Source organism: Mangrovimonas aestuarii, assembly GCF_028767185.1.
Taxonomy (GTDB): Bacteria; Bacteroidota; Bacteroidia; order Flavobacteriales; family Flavobacteriaceae; genus Mangrovimonas_B; species Mangrovimonas_B aestuarii.
Map to the genome: position 1 here is coordinate 1 of NZ_JARACK010000003.1, position 18159 is coordinate 18159.

Below are 18159 nucleotides of genomic sequence, written 5' to 3' on the forward strand. Positions count from 1 at the left end.
CCAAGAATGGCTGCATTCTGTGATGTTAGGTCGAAGGTCTCAAAACCATCGTTGCTCACGTCGTCACAAACTACCATATTATCAGGTTGTGTTGCTTCAGCACGTGGGTGAACAATTAAGTTAAATACTGGAGTATCTGGAACGGTTGGACAACCGTTAACTGTATGCACCAATCTGATATAGATAGGTTGTGGTCCTCCAGGAATATTATTATATGGACTTACCAATGCATCAACTCCTGCATCTGCATCTGCGAAAGAATCGTGGTAAGTAACTGTATAGTTGGCAACTTCAATTGGACCAAGAATTGCCAACGTTTGGGCATCTAAATCAAAAGCCTCTGTACCGTCATTACTAACATCGTCACAAGTTTCCAAATCCGCTACAGGATTCAAAATTGGTGAGAATAGAATATCTAAAGTAAATGTAGCAGTAGCATAACAATCTGCTCCAGGATAGTCAATTCTAACATAAATCACCTCATCATCTGTACCTGAGTAAGTCTCTGGTGTTGGAATTGGGTTTACATCGGCATCAGCGTCGGCTTGAGAATTATGAAAAGTAATCTCAAATTCATCAGCGTTATCCTGAGTTCCCAGTATAAGAGATTCGTTATAGGTTAAATCAAACATATAAGGTGGAGCACCAGGATCACACATTGCCATATCCTCTACTTCAACAATTTCCGGGCTTGGATAAAATTCCACATAAACAGAATCTGAAGTAAAACAATCATCAGAAAGAATAATCTCTACAGCATAAGTACCAGACTCGTATACCGTAATTGTGTGGTTTACTTCTCCTGTCATCACAATTCCGTCATGGTACCAAATATGGTCACCATCTCCAGCAGGAACATTTGTGCTTAAAGTAACACCCTCATCTTCACAATAAGTGTTATTAGCAGCAATGGTAAGATCGTCTCCTAATTCACCACCTAAATTAAAACTACCTCCGTTTAGAAAAACAACTGAATCTAAAATCGAGTCATTATCGTCGGCAACTACCAGTTTAATCGTATAAAGCGTATATGGCGTTACGTTACCTATTGCGGTCATAGGCACTGTAGTTCCCTTAATATTAGTTGGGGCATTAGCAGCCGGCAACCCTCCAAAGCCATAATACTCGCCGAAATATTGTTCGTTAGCAGAAGCACACCCCCCATTCCATTGATTATCTCTTACTGAGAACACAGATATAGGTGTAGTGGTTCCTGGAACAACGGCTAAATTGGTTTGAACTCCAGTAGCCTCTTCTGTTAACAAGAATGCAAAAGCATCTGAATATCCACATTGGTAGGTTCCATATTCTTCTGATCCAAAAATAAAATCAAAACTAATTTGATTTGCCAGTGGAATGAAGCTAAATTCTATATAAGAAGCATTATTGGTAGTTCCAGGATCTACCCATGGCATTAAGCCTTCTAAATCTGCATCCCCAGGCCAAGCACCACTTCCGCTACTAGCATTTCCTGTTTCAGGACCAGCAGCGTCCTCACATTTACCAGATGATAAAATCACCCCGTAATCGAAAGGAAAATTAGAGCCACTTTTCCAGAAATATCCAATACCGTCAAAAGAAGTTCCAAAATTGGTACCTGTAACCCCCACAATATTATCGGTATCGGCACAGCCACTATCAATAAGTACATCTTGTACAAGTTCAATATCTGTAAACATGTCTGCGTCAACCTGTACATAAGGCGCTAGCACTTCTACTTGTATGGTATCTGTACCACTACACCCTGTTGGATTGTTATCTGAAGCTGTGAACGTAACAGTATAAACACCTGGTGTTGACGGATAAACGTAAGTTACGGTTTGCCCCGTTAGTGAATTTCCATTTCCAAATGACCAGGTATAAGTAGCAGAAGAATCGTCGTCTGAAAAGGTACCACTACCAGAAAAAGTAATGCTATCTCCTGGACTAACAACTACTACACCATCTGCATTAGCAGGAGGGTTTGTACTATCAATAGAAGCAGTAATGTCTTGACAAGCCATACCACAAAGTATGTCGGCACTCCAACCTTGGCCAGAAGCTGCCGCATCACTGATAAACTCTAAAGTTAAACACCCGCTTGTGTTGGATGGTGAGGCTGTTACAGTGCCAGGACTGTTTGCCGATCCACCCCCAGACCAAGTTCCTAATTGTGGAGCAGCTGTACTATCACCATCGTAAATTGTTAACGAGTCTGCGTTAATCTGCGTGCTGAAAGTCTGAAAAACCAATTGAACAAAGTCTCCTGAAGCATCAGGACAAATGGTCATTACAGTAGTTTCATTGTTTCCGTAGTTACCAAATTCCCCACCACTATCGAACAGGGTACCGGAGCAGGCGTTAAACGTTCCATCTGCCATTGAGAGGTCTTGAGAAAAGACATTCAGGCACATTAGAAATAAAGTAGATACAAGTAAAATTCTCTTCATTGGATGTTACTTTTTTGGGGCCAAAAAAAATTAACAATGAAAACACCTCATTCTCAAAAAAATAAACCTTTTGGAAATGTCAACAATGCTTAAATAGTTTCAACCCAATTTTAAAGGAGGCGAAATTTAGTAAATTTTAAGGAAATTGTTAAATAATTTTTAATTAATCCTTCAAGGAAGCGACGTCTTACAAATATTTAACGTTAATAACATACTTGATATTGTATTTATTGTTTTTAATATCCTCTCAAAAAACCCAAAATCATTGATAAAATAAAAAAATAAGGTGCTTTAAAAATTTATAAAGCACCTTATGACAATTAGTTAATAAAATATTTTCACACCTATAATTACTTACTTAGTTTATAGGAAATTACCTATTTACATACACCCAAGATGTATATACTTCATTATTGCCATAGTTCATAGTGAAGAAATAGGTCCCAACTGGCAACTCATCTCCTCCATCAGACTGGCCAAACCACTCGTTTGTATAGTCTGATTTAGAATACACTAGAGTACCATATCGGTTGTATATATTAATTTCTGTAACGTTCAAACCGCTTAGGTCGAAATTATCATTGAACCCGTCATTGTTTGGCGTAATAACTTGAGGAATTATACAGTTTTCAACTTGCTCCACCAAAACGTCTGCAGAGCTGACACAACCAGAATCAATGAATTCTACTTGAACAGTATAAGTCCCCGCTTGTGAAACTGGAAGTGACAACTCATTTTCACCAGGAATTTCAACAGTTCCTTTAAACCACGTAATAATAACTTCATCTTCAGAGAAATTATCAGCATCTGCCGTTACCGTTACCGGTGAAATTGCTGTTGCACAAATCTGGTAGTCTCTATCGAAACTAACTTCTGGCACCTCATCTGCAAAGGTCTCAAATGTAGTTATAGCGGTACATGAAGTTGTATTACCTTCCACTAGAACATAGACAGTTTCACCTGCTGTTTCATAAGATGTTGGGTCTGAAATTGCATTGGCATTATTTTCAGCATCTTCCTGAGAAGTAAAATACGATACCGTTACGTCACTAATACCTTGAATAATATCGGCTTCGTTTTGAGTTAAATCAACAATAGTTGTACCATCGCTTGATGCACAATCAGACAAATCATTAGCCTGACCTAGCTCCAGACCAGGGATAACCTCTAAATCAAAACTTGTTGTACCAAAACAGTCTGAGGTTGTTCCACTTGTATCCTCAACCCTTACATAAACAGTTTCACCAGTTGAAGTATAATCATCTGGATTAGCAATAGGATTCGATCCCGCATCTGCATCTGCCTGAGATGTATAATAAGTTACTGTCATTCCAGTATAACCTGCTAAAATATCTTCTTCATTGAATGTTAAATTAAATGAAGCACTACCATTATCATCATCACAACCTTGTAAGGTTTGCGGAGCACCTAAAGGCAACCCATCACCAACAGTCAATTCGAAAGTAGCCACTTCATAACAGTCTGAAAATGGAAAATCTATTCTGGCGTAAATAATTTCACCATTAGCACCCGGGTAAGCTTCTGGGTTTGTAATAAGACCTTCGTCATCATCTGCATCTTCCTGAGAGATATGGTAAGTTACCACAAAATCTGCAGCATTATCTTGTGTTCCGGTAATTATAGCATCGTTTACTGTTAAATCAAAAAGGTAAGGCTGCGGTTCTGAATCACAAATAAACAAGTTTGAAATATCCTGAACTTCCGGGTTTGGATAAAACTCCACAATAATAGAGTCTGTAGCATCACACGATCCATTTAAATCTAAACTGAAAGAATAGGTTCCCGATTCTGAAACTACTAACGAAGAACTTGCTTCTCCGGCAATTTCCACACCATCTTTATACCAAACATGGTTTCCATCACCAATAAAAATATTGGTATTTAAGGTTATAGAATTCCCTTCACAAGTAGTATTTTGATTTGCAATAGTAATATCTGGACCGAGGTCTCCACCTAAATCGAAACTTCCTCCCTCAATAAATACAGCAGAATCATAAGCATGATCATTATCATCAGCCACAACCAATTTTATCTTATATAGATTATTTGGAGTTACTGCAGATGAAGCCGTTAATGGCACGGTGTGCCCCTTAAAGTCAATTGGAGCATTATCTGTTGGAAAACCTCCTGTACCAAAGTAGGCAGCAAAATATTCTGGATTAACAGACTCACAACTAGAATTATATGCTTGATCACGAACTGTAAACACAGACACAGGCTCTGTAGTTCCAGGGATAACAGCTAAGTTAGTAGTTACTCCAGTTGTCATATCTGTCAACAAAAACGCAAATGCATCAGAGAAACCACATTGATATGTACCGTACTCCTCTGCAGCGAAAATATAATTAAAACTGATGAAATCGGTTAATGGCACAAAATCGAACTCCATATATGTTGCATCGTTTGTTGTACCTGGATCAACCCAAGGCATCAAAGCCTCTAAATCAGCATCTCCTTGCCAATTTCCAGTACTAATGATACCTGATTCAGGTCCCTCAGCTTGCTCACAGTCTCCAGACTGTAAAATTATTCCATACTCAAATGGGAAATTGGCACCACTTCTTTCAAAGTACCCTATTCCATCAACATCACCAAAATTAGTTCCAGTTTGAGTTACTAAATTATCCATACCTGCACAAGCGCCTCCCAAAAGGATATCGGAAATCAATTCCTCATCTGTATATTGATCGGCGTCAACAGAAACATACCCCTGAAGCACATTTACAGTAATAGTGTCTTGATTGAAACAACCTGTTGGATTTGGATCACTAACAGTAAAAGTAACCGTATATGTTCCCGCAAAAGAATAAGCGTGATTTACTTCTGTACCAGACATAGCTCCACCATCTCCAAAAATCCAGTTATAAGAGGCTCCGGCTCCCGATTCTGAGAACGTTGCACTACCAAAAAAATCTATGTTTTGTCCGATTTCAACTTCTATGACACCACTCCCATCTGCTGGAGGGTCTGTAGAATCGATACTAGCAACGATGTCTTGACACTCTACCAAACAGTTAATACTGGCCTCCCAACCTGGAGCTCCTAATGACCCAAAACTAGAAAACTCAAAAGTCAGGCAGCTCGAAACATTAGTATCACTTGGAGTAATTTCACCAGGGCTATTGGTGCCTTGGTATGACCCGATTACAGGAGCTGAAGTATCTGCTCCATCATAGATAGTAAGAGTACCAAAACCTGGCTGTAAACTAAACACAGAAAAATCTATTGTTAGTGTACCTGTACCGGAGTCTGGGCAAATAGTTGTTATTATTGTTCCTCCAGGAGTATAATTGGAGTTAGGTCCTCCCGGATCGAAAAAGGAACCTGTACATTGGTTGAAGGTTCCATCTTGCATAATAATATCCTGAGCAAATACTCCAAAGGATAAAAAAGGCATCATTAAAAAAAGTAGAATCTTTTTCATTTGGTTGAGATTAATTTTAGGCTTTATCTATAATGTTAAATTTTACTTAACATCACTTAACTTGCGAATATATAAATTTTCAACATAACACTAAACTTTCGTTAAAATAAATAATGTTTAACTGAAATTAACGCAGTGATTCTATTCTTTGTTTCGTAATACAGAAAGCATAAAGACAATCTATATCTCTAAACATCAACGAAATTCTAATTATTTCGACTTCAATTTACTAATTTTGCCAAAAATTAAGCTATGAGCAATTACACAATACAAATAAAAGAGACCAACACACCCACTATAATAAAATTTGAGTGCAATCAATTTATTACCAAGCACCAAAGTTTTGAATTCAATAATATTGATGAAGCGAAACCTTCACCATTAGCACAACAGTTATTTTATTTACCATTTGTAAAAAAGGTTTACATCTCGGGGAACTTTATTGCTGTAGAGCGTTATAATATTGTTGAATGGAGTGATGTTCAAGATGAGGTAGCAACTCAAATTCAAGAGTATTTAAATAATGGAGGTATTGTGGTTCAGGAAACGGCGCAGCCTAAAAAAGTACCAGTAACGGTTTATGCAGAAAGCACACCTAACCCGAGCGTAATGAAATTTGTAGCCAACAAAAAATTGGTTACGGCATCATTTGAATTCACTTCAATAGACGAGGCTAAACTATCACCTTTAGCTACAGAGTTATTTCATTTGCCATTTGTTAAAAGTGTGTTTTTAGATGAGAATTACGTATCAATCACCAAATTTGATGTTGCCGAGTGGAATGATATCACTTTGGAAATTCGTGAATTTATTCGTTCGTTCATTGAAAACGGGAAAGATGTTGTTTTGCCAGAGGCTAAGGAAATATTAAACAAAACCCCCGAACAACTTGATGCTAGTTTTGAAAACCTCGACGAAACTTCAAAACAAATCATAAACATATTAGAGGAATATGTAAAACCAGCTGTAGCCAGTGATGGAGGAAACATACAATTTGAGTCGTACGACGCTGAAAATAAATCCGTAAAGGTTATTTTGCAAGGCGCCTGTAGTGGTTGTCCATCGTCTACATTTACCTTAAAGAACGGTATAGAAAACATGCTTAAGGAAATGCTTAAGGACAAGGTAAACACTGTGGAGGCTATAAACGGATAATACAATTTGTCCATAATAAAGTGTCTTTTAACTAAAAGAAAAGCCACTCGCACAGAATGAAATAAAACGCTTCTTGATAGGAAGCGTTTTTTTATTAGTTTTGGGTAAATAAACACGTACATTATGGAAAGTTATTTATCACAACTTAAGAATTGGATTGTTGAATATTCTCCAAAAGTCCTTTCGGCTTTTGTTATTCTTCTTGCTGGTTTGTTTATCATCAACATCTTGATGAATCTTGCCAAGCGAATTATGAAGAAGCGAGATGTAGACATTACACTTCAGAAATTTCTAACCAACCTTTTGAGTTGGACTTTAAAAATTCTTTTGTTTGTTGTTGTTGCTTCCAACTTAGGAGTTGAGACCACCTCTTTTGCAGCCATAATTGGTGCAGCTGGTTTGGCAATTGGTTTGGCTCTTCAAGGATCGTTGGCAAATTTTGCTGGCGGTGTATTAATCATGCTTTTCAAACCTTTCAAAGTAGGTGATTTTATTGAAGCGCAAGGTGAAATGGGTACTGTAAAGGAGATTCAAATATTCACGACTCTAATAAACACCCCACAAAATCGTTTGGTAATTGTACCTAACGGCGCTCTATCAAATGGAAATATAAGAAACTATTCTGCAGAAGAAAATATACGCGTAGATCTTACTATCGGTGTGAGCTATGATGACGACATAAAAAAGACCAAAGAAGTTTTAATGCAAACTATTACTGCAAACCCTAAGGTACTTAAAAACCCTGCGCCTATGGTAGCTGTGAGTGAATTAGCGGACAGCTCGGTTAATTTTGCCGTACGCTCTTGGGTAAAAGGAACTGATTACTGGGATGTTTACTTTCAGCATACCGAAAACATTAAATTAGCTCTCGATACTGCTGGCATTGAAATTCCTTACCCACATTCTGTTGAAATTCAAAAACAAGGCTAACCTTTAGACTTAGGCTTTAGAGCTATAAAATCTTTTAAGTAATAAGGCTCAAAATAAGCAACGTCTTCAATATTGTTTATTTTGAGCTTTTTATAGGCAAGTGATCCTATCTCTTTGGCTGAAGGCAATTTGCCCTGATGAAAAACAGCATTTTTATGAGAAAGTAATGCTTTTGTTTTTTCGACTCCGTTTCCAATAAAATGAACCTTACCTTGATTTAGGTACTCTTCAAATGAGTTTTCGTCAAGAATTCTAGCCTCCGTATCCTTGAGACTGTTGTATTCAGAATCGAAAACAGAACAGTAAACTTCCATCCTCCTAGCATCGAGCATTGGAACGATAAAACCATCTTCTGTTTTAACTTGACGGGACAAAGCTTCGAGTGTAGGAACAGATATTAATGGTTTGTCTAGGGAAAAACATAAACCTTTTGCTGCCGAAACACCAATTCGTAAACCTGTATAAGAACCTGGTCCTTTACTAACAGCAACCGCATCTAAATCTCCCGTTGACAACTTATTCTCTTTTAGAATTCTATCTATATAAACATGGAGGCGTTCTGCATGAGAATAATTATTATCATAATCTTCTAATAGAGCAAAAGTGTCTCCATACCTCGATAAAGCAACGGAGCAATTTGTTGTCGCAGTTTCAATACTTAAAATGATTCCCACTATTTACGATTCTGTTTCATTAATATCCTCAGTAGAAAAATCCTTATTCTTTTTATCCTCTACCTTATCGCCAGTTTTCAATGTTTTGGATACAGTGTTATATGGCCCTATTATCACCTCTTCACCTTCGCTTAGCCCAGAAACCACCTCTATATTACTATCGTCTTGAATACCTGTTTTTACCACGCGCAATTTTGCCTCATCACCTTTCTTAATAAAAACACATTCAAACTTCTCTTCTTCTCCATTATTATCCGTTTTCGGCATTTCTGTTTTTTTAGCTGATGTTGTATCTGTTTTTATAACAATGGCACTAATAGGTACCCCAACTGTTTTGTTTCGCTTGTCTGTTATAATATCAACCGTTGCGGTCATTCCCGGTCTAAATGGTGAATAGGCATCTGGCTTACCTTCCAAAAGGTTTTTATATGATTCTTCAAGAATACGAACCTTAACCTTAAAGTTGGTTACTTGGTCTGCTGTAAGTGCTTCGTCAGCTGAATTTGCGATTTCTGTTACAAGCCCTTTAAACTCTTTTTTAAGATAAGCGTCCACTTCAACAATAGCCGTATCTCCAATGTTAACCTTAACAATATCATTTTCGTTAACATCAACTTCAACTTCCATATTGTTCAAATTTGCAACTCTCATAATTTCAGTCCCAGCCATTTGTTGAGTTCCTACAACACGCTCCCCTAATTCCACATCCAATTTGGAGATAGTTCCGCTCATCGGTGCATAAATAGTTGTTCTATCTAAATTATCTTTGGCCTCAGTAACAGTAGCATTTGCACTCTGTATATTGTAATAGGCTGATTGACGGTTGGCCTCTGCTATTTCGTAAGCCGAAATGATTTTATCCCAATCTGCCTTTGAAATAATCCCCTTTTCGAACAACTGCTGATTTCTTTTATAATTGGCTTTGGCTTCCTTAAGCGATGCCTCTGCTTGATTTAATCCTGCTCTGGAGTTTTGCAAAGTGGCCTGAGAACGCTGAAGGTTTGACTGATAAATATCTGGGTTGATTCTAACCAACAAATCACCCCTCTTTACCTGTTGCCCCTCCATTACGGGTAACTCAATAATTTCACCAGATACCTCGCTGGACAACTTAACCTCTACCTCTGGTTGGATTTTTCCAGTTGCAGAAACAGTTTCAATGATATCGATGGCCTCGATAACTTTGGTGTCAACCACTTTAAAGTTCCCCTGTTTTCCAAACCAACCTGCTTTTTTCCCTACTACTAGTAGTGTTAATAACGCAACAATGGTAATGATAATAATGGTTAGTGTTTTTCTGCTCATATTGGCTAATAAATATCGGTTATTGGAATTCCAAAATAATATTCCAATACTTTCAGTTTAAATATATAATCGTATTTGGTTCTTACTACTTCCGATTGTGCTACCTCCAGTTGATTTTGGGACTGACTGTAATCAAATGAATTCAGTAATCCAACATTATACCTTTCTTGCGAATAATTAAACGCTTGCTCTCTGGCTGCCAATGTTTTCTGAGCTGCCTCATAAGCTTTAGAAGCTCCTTTACAGTCGTTATAAGCCTGGTACACTGTTGACTCTAAATCCAATTTTGATTGCTCCAGCTGATATTTAAATCGCTCCAAATTTACTTTATTTCTTTTTATGTTATTACGAAAAGAAAGCCCATTAAATATAGGGACACTTAACTGAAGCCCAAAATTATGCCCGTCGTTTAAACTAAACTGGTCAAACACATTTGCTGGACCATCAATGATTCCAGAATAGTTTGGAGCTACCACGACCTCACCGGTTCCTTGAACCACCCCAATTTGGGACAAAGGGTTATTGGCATCGATTTCATACCCAACAATTCTGTCACTATAAGATGCTCTTGTTGAATAATTATAAAAACCTCTCAATGTAGGCCATAAAGTTCCTCTAGCAATTTGCAGGTCGCGTTCTGCTATTTCCGTATTTGTTTCTGCAATTTTAATATCATAACGGGTATCCTTGGCTTTTTCAATAATAGCCTCAGGCCCTTTTTGTAAAACATCGCTTAAAGGCACATCGTAATCAGCATCAACAATATCAAATGTTTGGTAATCTTCAAGGAGCAGCAGCTGAGCTAAATTTACTCTTGATATTATTACAGCATTTTCAGCATTTACAAGCTGCAGTTCTTGAGTGGCTATTGTAGCCTGTATTTCCAAAATATCACCTTTTGGCAAAGCTCCTGCATTTACAAGCTCTTGCGTTCTATTAAGCTCTTGTAAACTTATATTATTTTGTGTTTGCAGCACCTTTAACTGCTCTTTATTAAAGAGAATTTGTAAAAAAGCATTGGCTACCATAATGGAAATATCATCTTTCATATTGTCCAGCTGATATTGACTAGCCAATATAGAAAGATTCTCTCTATGTAAACGATTAAGATTTTGTAAGCCTTTGAAAATATCTACTCCAGAAGTAAGACCGACAGATGTAAATTGAGTAGTTTGATTCTCTAAAAGACCGGTAGTAATATTTTGGTTTAAACCAATGTTCCATGAATGCGATCCTGAACCATTGAGTGTTGGGAAAAAATTTCCTATTGCATCCTTTTTATTGATTTCGGCTTGTTTAACATCCAATTCGCTTTGCTTAATGGATATGTTGTTTTCCAAGGCATAATCCACACATTCCTGAAGGGTCCATTTTTTAGTTTGTCCAAATGAGGAAAAACCTATTAATGCACAAATGATGATGGTTAGTTTTCTCATAATGTAAGATATGTCGATGACTTTGTAAAAGTGTTACAAATCTACTTAGTTAAGGTAAAATATTACTTATTAATTGGAAGCAGTTTCTTTTTTAATAGGTTCGGTTTCGTTCCAAACTTTAATCTTATCTTCTTTGTTTATTCCGTCCAGAATTTCAACGTTGATGCCATCAGAAAGACCAATTTTCACATCTTTACGTTCAAACTGCTGATCTCCTGTTTCAATCTCTACATATGGCTCTTCAGTTTCTCTGTCAAATTGTAATAAAGCTTCTTTTATAGCAAGAACGTCTTTCTTTTCTTCTAATGTAATAGAAGCGTTAGCGCTATATCCTGCTCTGATAAAATATTTGTCATCTAAATAAACATCTCCCTCTATTTTAAACTGTACTGCACCTTGTTCCTCATTACCTTTTGGAGCAACAAACTTTAATTTGGCATCAAAATCCTTATCTTGAATTGCACCCAAACTCACGATTAAAGGCATTCCAATTTCGAGTTTCCCTACTTCTGATTCGTCTACTTTCCCTTCAAAAATCATCTTAGACAAATCAGCTATTGTTGCAATACTAGTTCCTTCGTTGAAGTTATTACTTTCTATAACCTGGTCGCCTTCCTTCACAGGGATTTCCAAGATGGTTCCACTTACAGTTGCACGGATATTTGTATTCGCCATAGAAGATCCTCCTGCCGATCCCAATTTGATAATTTGGTAATCGTTTTTAGCATTTGCTAAATCTTGCTTAGCTTGATTATAGCGTAGTGAAACATTGTCGAAGTCTTGTTTGGAAATAACTCCCTTCTCAAAAAGTGCTTTATTTCTACTGTATTCAATCTCGGCATTGTTTAACACAATCTGAGAGTTTTTAACCCGACCATTAGCACTGTTTAATGATTGCTCGTTGGGAACCACCTTTACTTTTGCAATAAGATCACCTGCTTTGATTTTATCACCTTCTTCTACATGTATAGACTGAATAATTCCTGAAATTTGAGGCTTAATTTCTACTTCGTCCTCTGGAATTACTTTCCCTGTTGCTACAGCCTTTTCCTCAATATCTGTATTAAAGGCTTGTTCGGTTTTATAGATAATTGGTGACTTACTATTAGATTGAATCAGGTTAAAACCTGAAAACCCCAATAGAGCCAAAAACACTATTAAAATTATGATTTTAAAAATCTTTTTCATTTTCTGATTGATCTATTTAATTAATGGTTATTCTTCCCTTAAAGCATCTATGGGCTTTACACTCACTGCTCTTTGTGCTGGAATCAAGCCTATAAGCGTTCCCAAAAGTACAATTGCCAATAAAGCACCTACTACAGCCATTATATCTACAGAAGCATTTACAATGGGGGCGTCATCATTTCCTTCAATGGCTTTATTAACCCCCCAAAGTACTAACGACCCAAAAATAAAACCTAGTAATCCAGCAATAAAAGTTAGCACAATGGACTCTAACATAATCTGCCCTCTAACTTCACCAGGAGTTGCTCCCAGAGCTCTTCTAACCCCTATTTCCTTAGTACGCTCCTTCACTGTAATTAGCAATACATTCCCAATTGCTATAACCCCTGCAATAAGAGTTGCTATTCCAACGATATAAGTAATGAGTTTCATCCCACTTAAAAACCCATTAACCTTAGCTACTTGCTTACCTAGATTAAAACTCCCAAAAGCCTGTGTGTCATCGGGATGCACATTATGGGTTTGTTTTAAAACAGCTTTTATGTTTTTCTCAACATCAACTATATTCCTATTGGCATAGGCGGTAATCACCATCCATGAAATCCTATTGCCTTGATTAAATACAGTTTGAAAAGTTGTAAAGGGCATATAAATGGAATCGTCTCCTTCAAACCCTTGCTGACTGGGCTTGTAAACACCTATCACTTTGAAATAAATGCCATTGATTCTCACATAATCTCCTACAGCCTCTTCACCTTTATTATAGAATTGTTTGTAGATATCTTCACCAATAACACATACTTTACGTTGATACTTTATATCTTCTTCATTGATAAATCGGCCACCATCAAATATTTTCTTTTTAGAAACCTTATCAATTGTAGGATAGTCCCCAAATACTCTAAAAGCTCCAGATTTAGATCCTCTTAGAAATTGTCCAGGTGGCGATCCCCACTGTCCGGTGACATTTCTTGGGGCAATTAATTCGATATCCTTTACTTTCGCCTTAAGCAACTCTACATCTTCTAGTGTTAATTGCATATTGCGCCCCCGCTCGAAACCTTTATGAGGAATACTGGTGCGTTGTCCCCAAAGAAACATGGTGTTTGTTGCAAAGTCGTTAAACTGACTTTTAAATCCATTATCCAGCCCTTTAGCTAACCCTAATAGTATAATAAACAAAAAGACACCCCACAATACGCCAATAACTGTAATCACAGTACGGATTTTGTTCTTTCGGATAGCTCCGTAAATCTCTTGCCAAGTATCTCTTTGGAATATAAATCGCATCATATTTTTCTAATCGTCCCTCAAAGCTATAATCGGTTTAATCTTTGCCGCACGCTTTGCTGGAATATAACCTGCCAAAGCCCCAAAAAACACCAATGTTAATGTTGCTCCCAAAATAATAGATGTATCTACCGAAGGGTTAAGAATAAAATAATCTTCCAATTTATTCCCTATAGTTTTAAGAGTGAGTATACCTACAATTAATCCTATATAACCAGCTATGGCGGTAATTAAAATAGATTCTTGAAGAATCATACCTACGATAGACTTAGGTGATGCTCCTAAAGCTTTTCTTATTCCGAGCTCTTTTGTCCGCTCTTTTACAGTAAATGCCATGATATTACTAATACCAACCACACCCGAAATGAGTGTGCCAATACCAATAATAAAAATCACCATATATATCCCTCCTAAAATGACCATAGTTTCCTTAACATCTTCAGAAAAACTATGAACCCTCACCGCACTTTGATCGTCTGGTGCTACATGATATTTAGTTTTCAGATCCTTTTCCAACAGTTCCGCAAATGCAATTGACTCATCTATACTCATCATAATATTATAGGACACATTAATTTGGTCGATATAATCATTATTACCAAATAGCAATTGAACAGTGGTATAGGGCATGTAAACTATACGCTCTTCATTATCACCACCATCATCCTGAAATACTCCTACTATTTTGTAGGCAATACCATCTGCTTCCAAATATTTATTTAACGCAGACTCGTTTTTAAATAAATCCTTTTCAACCAAACGACCAATAACAACATTTTTCTCACGTTTATTGATATCTGATTCATTTAAGTAACGGCCTTTCATCATAATGGTTTTCTCCAAGTACTGATGATCAGGATTTACAGCTCTCACGGAATATGAGCCCGATTCCCGTTTATATCGTGCATTTATGTTTCTGTAGATTCGAGGAGTTACATACTCAACCTTTCCCAAATAATTACTCTTGATGAATTCTAAATCTTCATTTTTAAATTGAATCTGTCTATTCTGTTGAAAACCTTTGTAAGGCTTTGAGGTTCGCCCTGCTCGAATAAAAATCACATTTTGGGCATCGTCTACAAATGAGGTAAGAAAACTATTAAAAAGCCCATTTCCCATACCCAAGAGCACTGTAAAAATAAGTATCCCCAAAGCCACAGTAAATCCCGAAAGAAAAGTGCGGAGCTTGTTCTTTCCCATTGCCTCGAAAATCTCACGCCAACGGTCTCTATTAAACATACTTCGCCGCTCTTACTTGTTCTATCTTTTCATCTTGAACAATAACACCATCTTTTAAATGCACAATACGCTTGCACATATGAGCAATATCTTCTTCATGTGTCACGACAAGAATCGTTTTTCCTTCATCGTTTATAGATTGAATAATATCCATTACCTCATATGAGGTTTTACTATCAAGTGCTCCTGTTGGCTCATCTGCAAGAAGCACTTTAGGTTCTGCAGCCAATGCTCTAGCTATTGCAACCCTTTGTTTTTGACCTCCAGACAATTCACTTGGAAGATGTGTTGCCCAAGGCTTTAACCCTACTTTATCAAGATACTTTAATGCTATTTCTTCACGCTCTTTTCTTTTTTTACGCTGGTAATATAGCGGCAGAGCAACATTTTCAACAGCACTTTTATAATTGATTAAATTGAAAGATTGAAACACAAAACCAAGGAACTTATTCCTGTATTTCGCAGCTTTGGTTTCGTTAAGGTTTTTTATGGGAACACCATCTAAATTATACTCACCAGAATCGGCTTCGTCGAGCATACCCAAAATATTGAGCAAGGTAGATTTACCTGACCCTGAAGAGCCCATAATGGCTACCAACTCTCCTTCTTCAACTGAAAAATTGATGCCTTTTAAAACATGAAGAGCACTGTTACCTACCTGATAGGATTTATGTAAGTCTTTAATCTGTATCATGAGCAGTAGTTAGTTCCAACAAGTTTACGCAAAATCACACGGGATCTATACTAACAAACTGTTAAGAATAATATTCTTGCTGACACTATTAAGACTGTAGTAATCAGAAATTGTTACATACAAAGAAGGAAAAACAAAAAGAATTTAGGACTTACTTCTAAAATACTTATAATAAACTATGTAACCAATACCTGCAACAAGTATGTATGGAATGGCCATTAGGTATACAATGCCATTGTTTATACCCTCGGCAGCACTCTGATCCTGATCACTTTCTAAAACAGCTCTACACATAGCACATTGGGCTTCTGCTGGCACAATAACCAACAGCAATAGAACAACTACAAATGATAAAGTCTGTTTCATAAAAATTAGTAGTAGGGAGAAATCATAATATAAACAATTACGCCTGTAACTGCCACATAAAGCCATAAGGGGAAAGTAATTTTAGCAATTTTACGATGGCGCTCAACGTCATTAGTAATCCCTCTCACATACGTAATCAATACAAAAGGAATTACTGCAACCGACATAATTATGTGCGTAACGAGAATAAAATAGTACATATATTTAATAGCTCCTTCTCCTCCATAAGGAGTTGAATCACTTGTCATATGATAAGCTACATACATTACAAGAAAACTAACAGAAAGAGCTATAGCTGTCTTAACCAGTCTCTCGTGTAATTTAATTTTTTTGTTTTGTACTGCAATAAATGCCAAAATAAGAACAAAGGCAGTTAATGCATTTACAGACGCATAAATTGGCGGTAAAAACTTTAAAGGTTCAACATTTGGGATTTTAATCCCAAATAAAGCTGCAACAGCCACAGGAACAGCAATAGATAAGCCTGTAATCCATTTATTGTACTTTTTCTGATCTGTAATAATATCTTGTGGCTTATTCATTTAATAGCTTTTTAATATCTTCTTTCAATAAACTAATCTCTTCTTTAGCTCCATCCTCATCAAATCGTTCTTTTTCTGAGATAGTTCCTTTGTAATATATCATTGGATTTCCATAGGCATCTGTTCTAGAACGAATAAAACCTTCCTTATCAATAAGTGCAAAATTTCCAGAATGCTCAAAACCACCGGCTGCTTCAGGCTCTTCAGAAGTATAGAGATTAAAACCGGTATTTGCCAACTCATAAATCATATCCTTATCGCCAGTCATTAGATGCCAATTTGGGTTTGTTATACCATATTTTTCGGCATACTCATTTAATACCTCTTGGGTATCGTAGTCTGGATTGATGGTGAATGAGGCTATACCAAAGTCTTCAACACCCTTAAATGCGCTTTGAACATCAACTAAATTGTTGTTCATTTTTGGACAAATAGTTGGGCATGTAGAAAAGAAGAATTCAACCACATACACTTTACCTAAATAATCATTGTTAGTGATGATCTTTCCATTTTGATCAACAAATTTGAAAGCAGGTACTTTTTTGCGTTCCCCATTAACATTCAAATACACCAGCCTATTATCATGGCTATAATTGTTATCTAACCCAGAACTCATTCTATCGTTACGGGAAATATCATTGTTCTTTACCCTATCAACTATTTTTGGAATAAAAATGATTCCAAAAATCAAAATAATAAATGCAAAACCAATGTAAGTATAGTTACTTTTAGCCATTATTGTCTACAGCTTTTAGTTCGTTATCACGTCTTATTGATGAATTGAAGTCCCCTTTTCGCTTTTGCCTATATTCAGTAAAAAGAATTCTAATATCTTCACTCATTTTATTTTTTATCTCAGCAACTTCAATACTATTGTAAGATGGCAACCCGAAGACAGGCTTATGTTTTTCAACTTCATTATCGGTACGGTCATCAATACGTCCTCTTTGGTTTAGTTCTTTATCTACAATAAATATTTCGGAAGTTGACAATTTACCATCCAAAGGTGTTTTATATTTCAAACTATTAAAAAGCCCTTTAATATTATTCTGTGTCCCAAAAACAAAGTGCCAAAACCTAAGGTCGTCATAAGCGTTTATTTCAGCCTCTAATGTCTTGGCTGCCTCTTGATAACCTTCTGGCATTACGACAATAATTTGAAAACGCTTAAACCCCTTAAATTTATCGTATACCAGTTCCTTTAAATTAGAAGCTGCTATAAAATGATCTTCAGGTTTATTTCCAAAAAAAGCTAAAACGGTAATATGGCCTTGTAAATTGATCTCTTCCTCAGAATCGGAATTAAAGCCATGAAGTTCCTCTACCTGCCCTCCTACTATGTCAAGTGGTGTATAATTGTGCTTGGCAGGGTATAAAAAAAGGAGAAATGTTACTGGCAGAAAGAATAATATTCCCAAAACCACATTTCTTTTTACTTGCTTCATTTTCATGGTGCAAAAATAAAA

15 protein-coding genes are annotated in these 18159 nt (G+C 36.6%); 2 read left to right on the forward strand and 13 right to left on the reverse strand.

All coding sequences use genetic code 11. The annotated features are described in order from the left end of the window. Both PWU04_RS04720 and PWU04_RS04725 read right to left on the reverse strand, forming a co-directional pair. Nucleotides 1-2429, reverse strand: a 2429-nt coding sequence (locus tag PWU04_RS04720; RefSeq protein WP_274474680.1) for a choice-of-anchor L domain-containing protein, incomplete at its 3' end; no start/stop codon positions are given. 373 nt (nucleotides 2430-2802) lie between these two features. Then, nucleotides 2803-5874, reverse strand: a complete 3072-nt coding sequence (locus tag PWU04_RS04725; protein WP_274474681.1) for a choice-of-anchor L domain-containing protein — start codon at nucleotides 5872-5874, stop codon at nucleotides 2803-2805. Between the two features lie 252 nt (nucleotides 5875-6126). On the opposite strand from PWU04_RS04725, the gene PWU04_RS04730 reads away from it, so the two are divergent. Then, nucleotides 6127-7029, forward strand: coding sequence for a NifU family protein (locus tag PWU04_RS04730; RefSeq protein ID WP_274474682.1), 903 nt, complete (start codon nucleotides 6127-6129; stop codon nucleotides 7027-7029). 123 nt (nucleotides 7030-7152) lie between these two features. Beyond that, nucleotides 7153-7959: a mechanosensitive ion channel family protein gene (locus PWU04_RS04735; protein WP_274474683.1), complete on the forward strand. Its 807-nt coding sequence runs from the start codon at nucleotides 7153-7155 to the stop codon at nucleotides 7957-7959. On the opposite strand, the gene tsaB is transcribed toward PWU04_RS04735, so the two are convergent. From tsaB to PWU04_RS04790, 11 genes are all read right to left on the reverse strand, one after another. Beyond that, complete coding sequence (gene tsaB, locus PWU04_RS04740; protein ID WP_274474684.1) at nucleotides 7956-8633, reverse strand: tRNA (adenosine(37)-N6)-threonylcarbamoyltransferase complex dimerization subunit type 1 TsaB; 678 nt, start codon at nucleotides 8631-8633, stop codon at nucleotides 7956-7958. The genes PWU04_RS04735 and tsaB overlap by 4 nt on opposite strands. A gap of 3 nt (nucleotides 8634-8636) precedes the next feature. Then, the gene (locus PWU04_RS04745; protein WP_274474685.1) at nucleotides 8637-9938 is read right to left on the reverse strand and encodes an efflux RND transporter periplasmic adaptor subunit; all 1302 of its coding nucleotides are present in this window, start codon (nucleotides 9936-9938) and stop codon (nucleotides 8637-8639) included. A 5-nt stretch (nucleotides 9939-9943) separates the two neighbouring features. Then, nucleotides 9944-11374, reverse strand: coding sequence for a TolC family protein (locus tag PWU04_RS04750; RefSeq protein ID WP_274474686.1), 1431 nt, complete (start codon nucleotides 11372-11374; stop codon nucleotides 9944-9946). A 69-nt stretch (nucleotides 11375-11443) separates the two neighbouring features. Beyond that, nucleotides 11444-12562, reverse strand: coding sequence for an efflux RND transporter periplasmic adaptor subunit (locus tag PWU04_RS04755; RefSeq protein WP_274474687.1), 1119 nt, complete (start codon nucleotides 12560-12562; stop codon nucleotides 11444-11446). 27 nt (nucleotides 12563-12589) lie between these two features. Further along, on the reverse strand, nucleotides 12590-13855 hold the full coding sequence (locus PWU04_RS04760; protein ID WP_319946477.1) for an ABC transporter permease: 1266 nt from the start codon (nucleotides 13853-13855) through the stop codon (nucleotides 12590-12592). 6 nt (nucleotides 13856-13861) lie between these two features. After that, the gene (locus PWU04_RS04765; protein ID WP_274474688.1) at nucleotides 13862-15091 is read right to left on the reverse strand and encodes an ABC transporter permease; all 1230 of its coding nucleotides are present in this window, start codon (nucleotides 15089-15091) and stop codon (nucleotides 13862-13864) included. Continuing rightward, nucleotides 15084-15785, reverse strand: coding sequence for an ABC transporter ATP-binding protein (locus PWU04_RS04770; protein WP_274474689.1), 702 nt, complete (start codon nucleotides 15783-15785; stop codon nucleotides 15084-15086). The genes PWU04_RS04765 and PWU04_RS04770 overlap by 8 nt, the downstream gene beginning before the upstream one ends. 144 nt (nucleotides 15786-15929) lie before the next feature. Then, on the reverse strand, nucleotides 15930-16151 hold the full coding sequence (locus PWU04_RS04775) for a hypothetical protein (RefSeq protein ID WP_274474690.1): 222 nt from the start codon (nucleotides 16149-16151) through the stop codon (nucleotides 15930-15932). 5 nt (nucleotides 16152-16156) lie between these two features. Then, complete coding sequence (locus tag PWU04_RS04780; protein ID WP_274474691.1) at nucleotides 16157-16693, reverse strand: DUF420 domain-containing protein; 537 nt, start codon at nucleotides 16691-16693, stop codon at nucleotides 16157-16159. After that, nucleotides 16686-17429 carry an SCO family protein gene (locus PWU04_RS04785; protein WP_274474692.1) on the reverse strand — a complete coding sequence of 248 codons (744 nt, stop codon included), beginning with the start codon at nucleotides 17427-17429 and terminating at the stop codon, nucleotides 16686-16688. Before PWU04_RS04785 ends, PWU04_RS04780 begins: the two co-directional genes overlap by 8 nt. Further along, complete coding sequence (locus tag PWU04_RS04790) at nucleotides 17422-18138, reverse strand: hypothetical protein (RefSeq protein ID WP_274474694.1); 717 nt, start codon at nucleotides 18136-18138, stop codon at nucleotides 17422-17424. The genes PWU04_RS04785 and PWU04_RS04790 overlap by 8 nt, the downstream gene beginning before the upstream one ends. Between the last annotated feature and the right edge of the window lie 21 nt (nucleotides 18139-18159).

What these genes read in the sequence shown, in the direction of transcription:
- PWU04_RS04725 (WP_274474681.1), bottom strand. Translation starts at nt 5,874, where the DNA reads ATGAAAAAGATTCTACTTTTTTTAATGATGCCTTTTTTATCCTTTGGA.
- PWU04_RS04730 (WP_274474682.1), top strand. Translation starts at nt 6,127, where the DNA reads ATGAGCAATTACACAATACAAATAAAAGAGACCAACACACCCACTATA.
- PWU04_RS04735 (WP_274474683.1), top strand. Translation starts at nt 7,153, where the DNA reads ATGGAAAGTTATTTATCACAACTTAAGAATTGGATTGTTGAATATTCT.
- PWU04_RS04745 (WP_274474685.1), bottom strand. Translation starts at nt 9,938, where the DNA reads ATGAGCAGAAAAACACTAACCATTATTATCATTACCATTGTTGCGTTA.
- PWU04_RS04750 (WP_274474686.1), bottom strand. Translation starts at nt 11,374, where the DNA reads ATGAGAAAACTAACCATCATCATTTGTGCATTAATAGGTTTTTCCTCA.
- PWU04_RS04755 (WP_274474687.1), bottom strand. Translation starts at nt 12,562, where the DNA reads ATGAAAAAGATTTTTAAAATCATAATTTTAATAGTGTTTTTGGCTCTA.
- PWU04_RS04760 (WP_319946477.1), bottom strand. Translation starts at nt 13,855, where the DNA reads ATGATGCGATTTATATTCCAAAGAGATACTTGGCAAGAGATTTACGGA.
- PWU04_RS04765 (WP_274474688.1), bottom strand. Translation starts at nt 15,091, where the DNA reads ATGTTTAATAGAGACCGTTGGCGTGAGATTTTCGAGGCAATGGGAAAG.
- PWU04_RS04770 (WP_274474689.1), bottom strand. Translation starts at nt 15,785, where the DNA reads ATGATACAGATTAAAGACTTACATAAATCCTATCAGGTAGGTAACAGT.
- PWU04_RS04775 (WP_274474690.1), bottom strand. Translation starts at nt 16,151, where the DNA reads ATGAAACAGACTTTATCATTTGTAGTTGTTCTATTGCTGTTGGTTATT.
- PWU04_RS04780 (WP_274474691.1), bottom strand. Translation starts at nt 16,693, where the DNA reads ATGAATAAGCCACAAGATATTATTACAGATCAGAAAAAGTACAATAAA.
- PWU04_RS04785 (WP_274474692.1), bottom strand. Translation starts at nt 17,429, where the DNA reads ATGGCTAAAAGTAACTATACTTACATTGGTTTTGCATTTATTATTTTG.
- PWU04_RS04790 (WP_274474694.1), bottom strand. Translation starts at nt 18,138, where the DNA reads ATGAAGCAAGTAAAAAGAAATGTGGTTTTGGGAATATTATTCTTTCTG.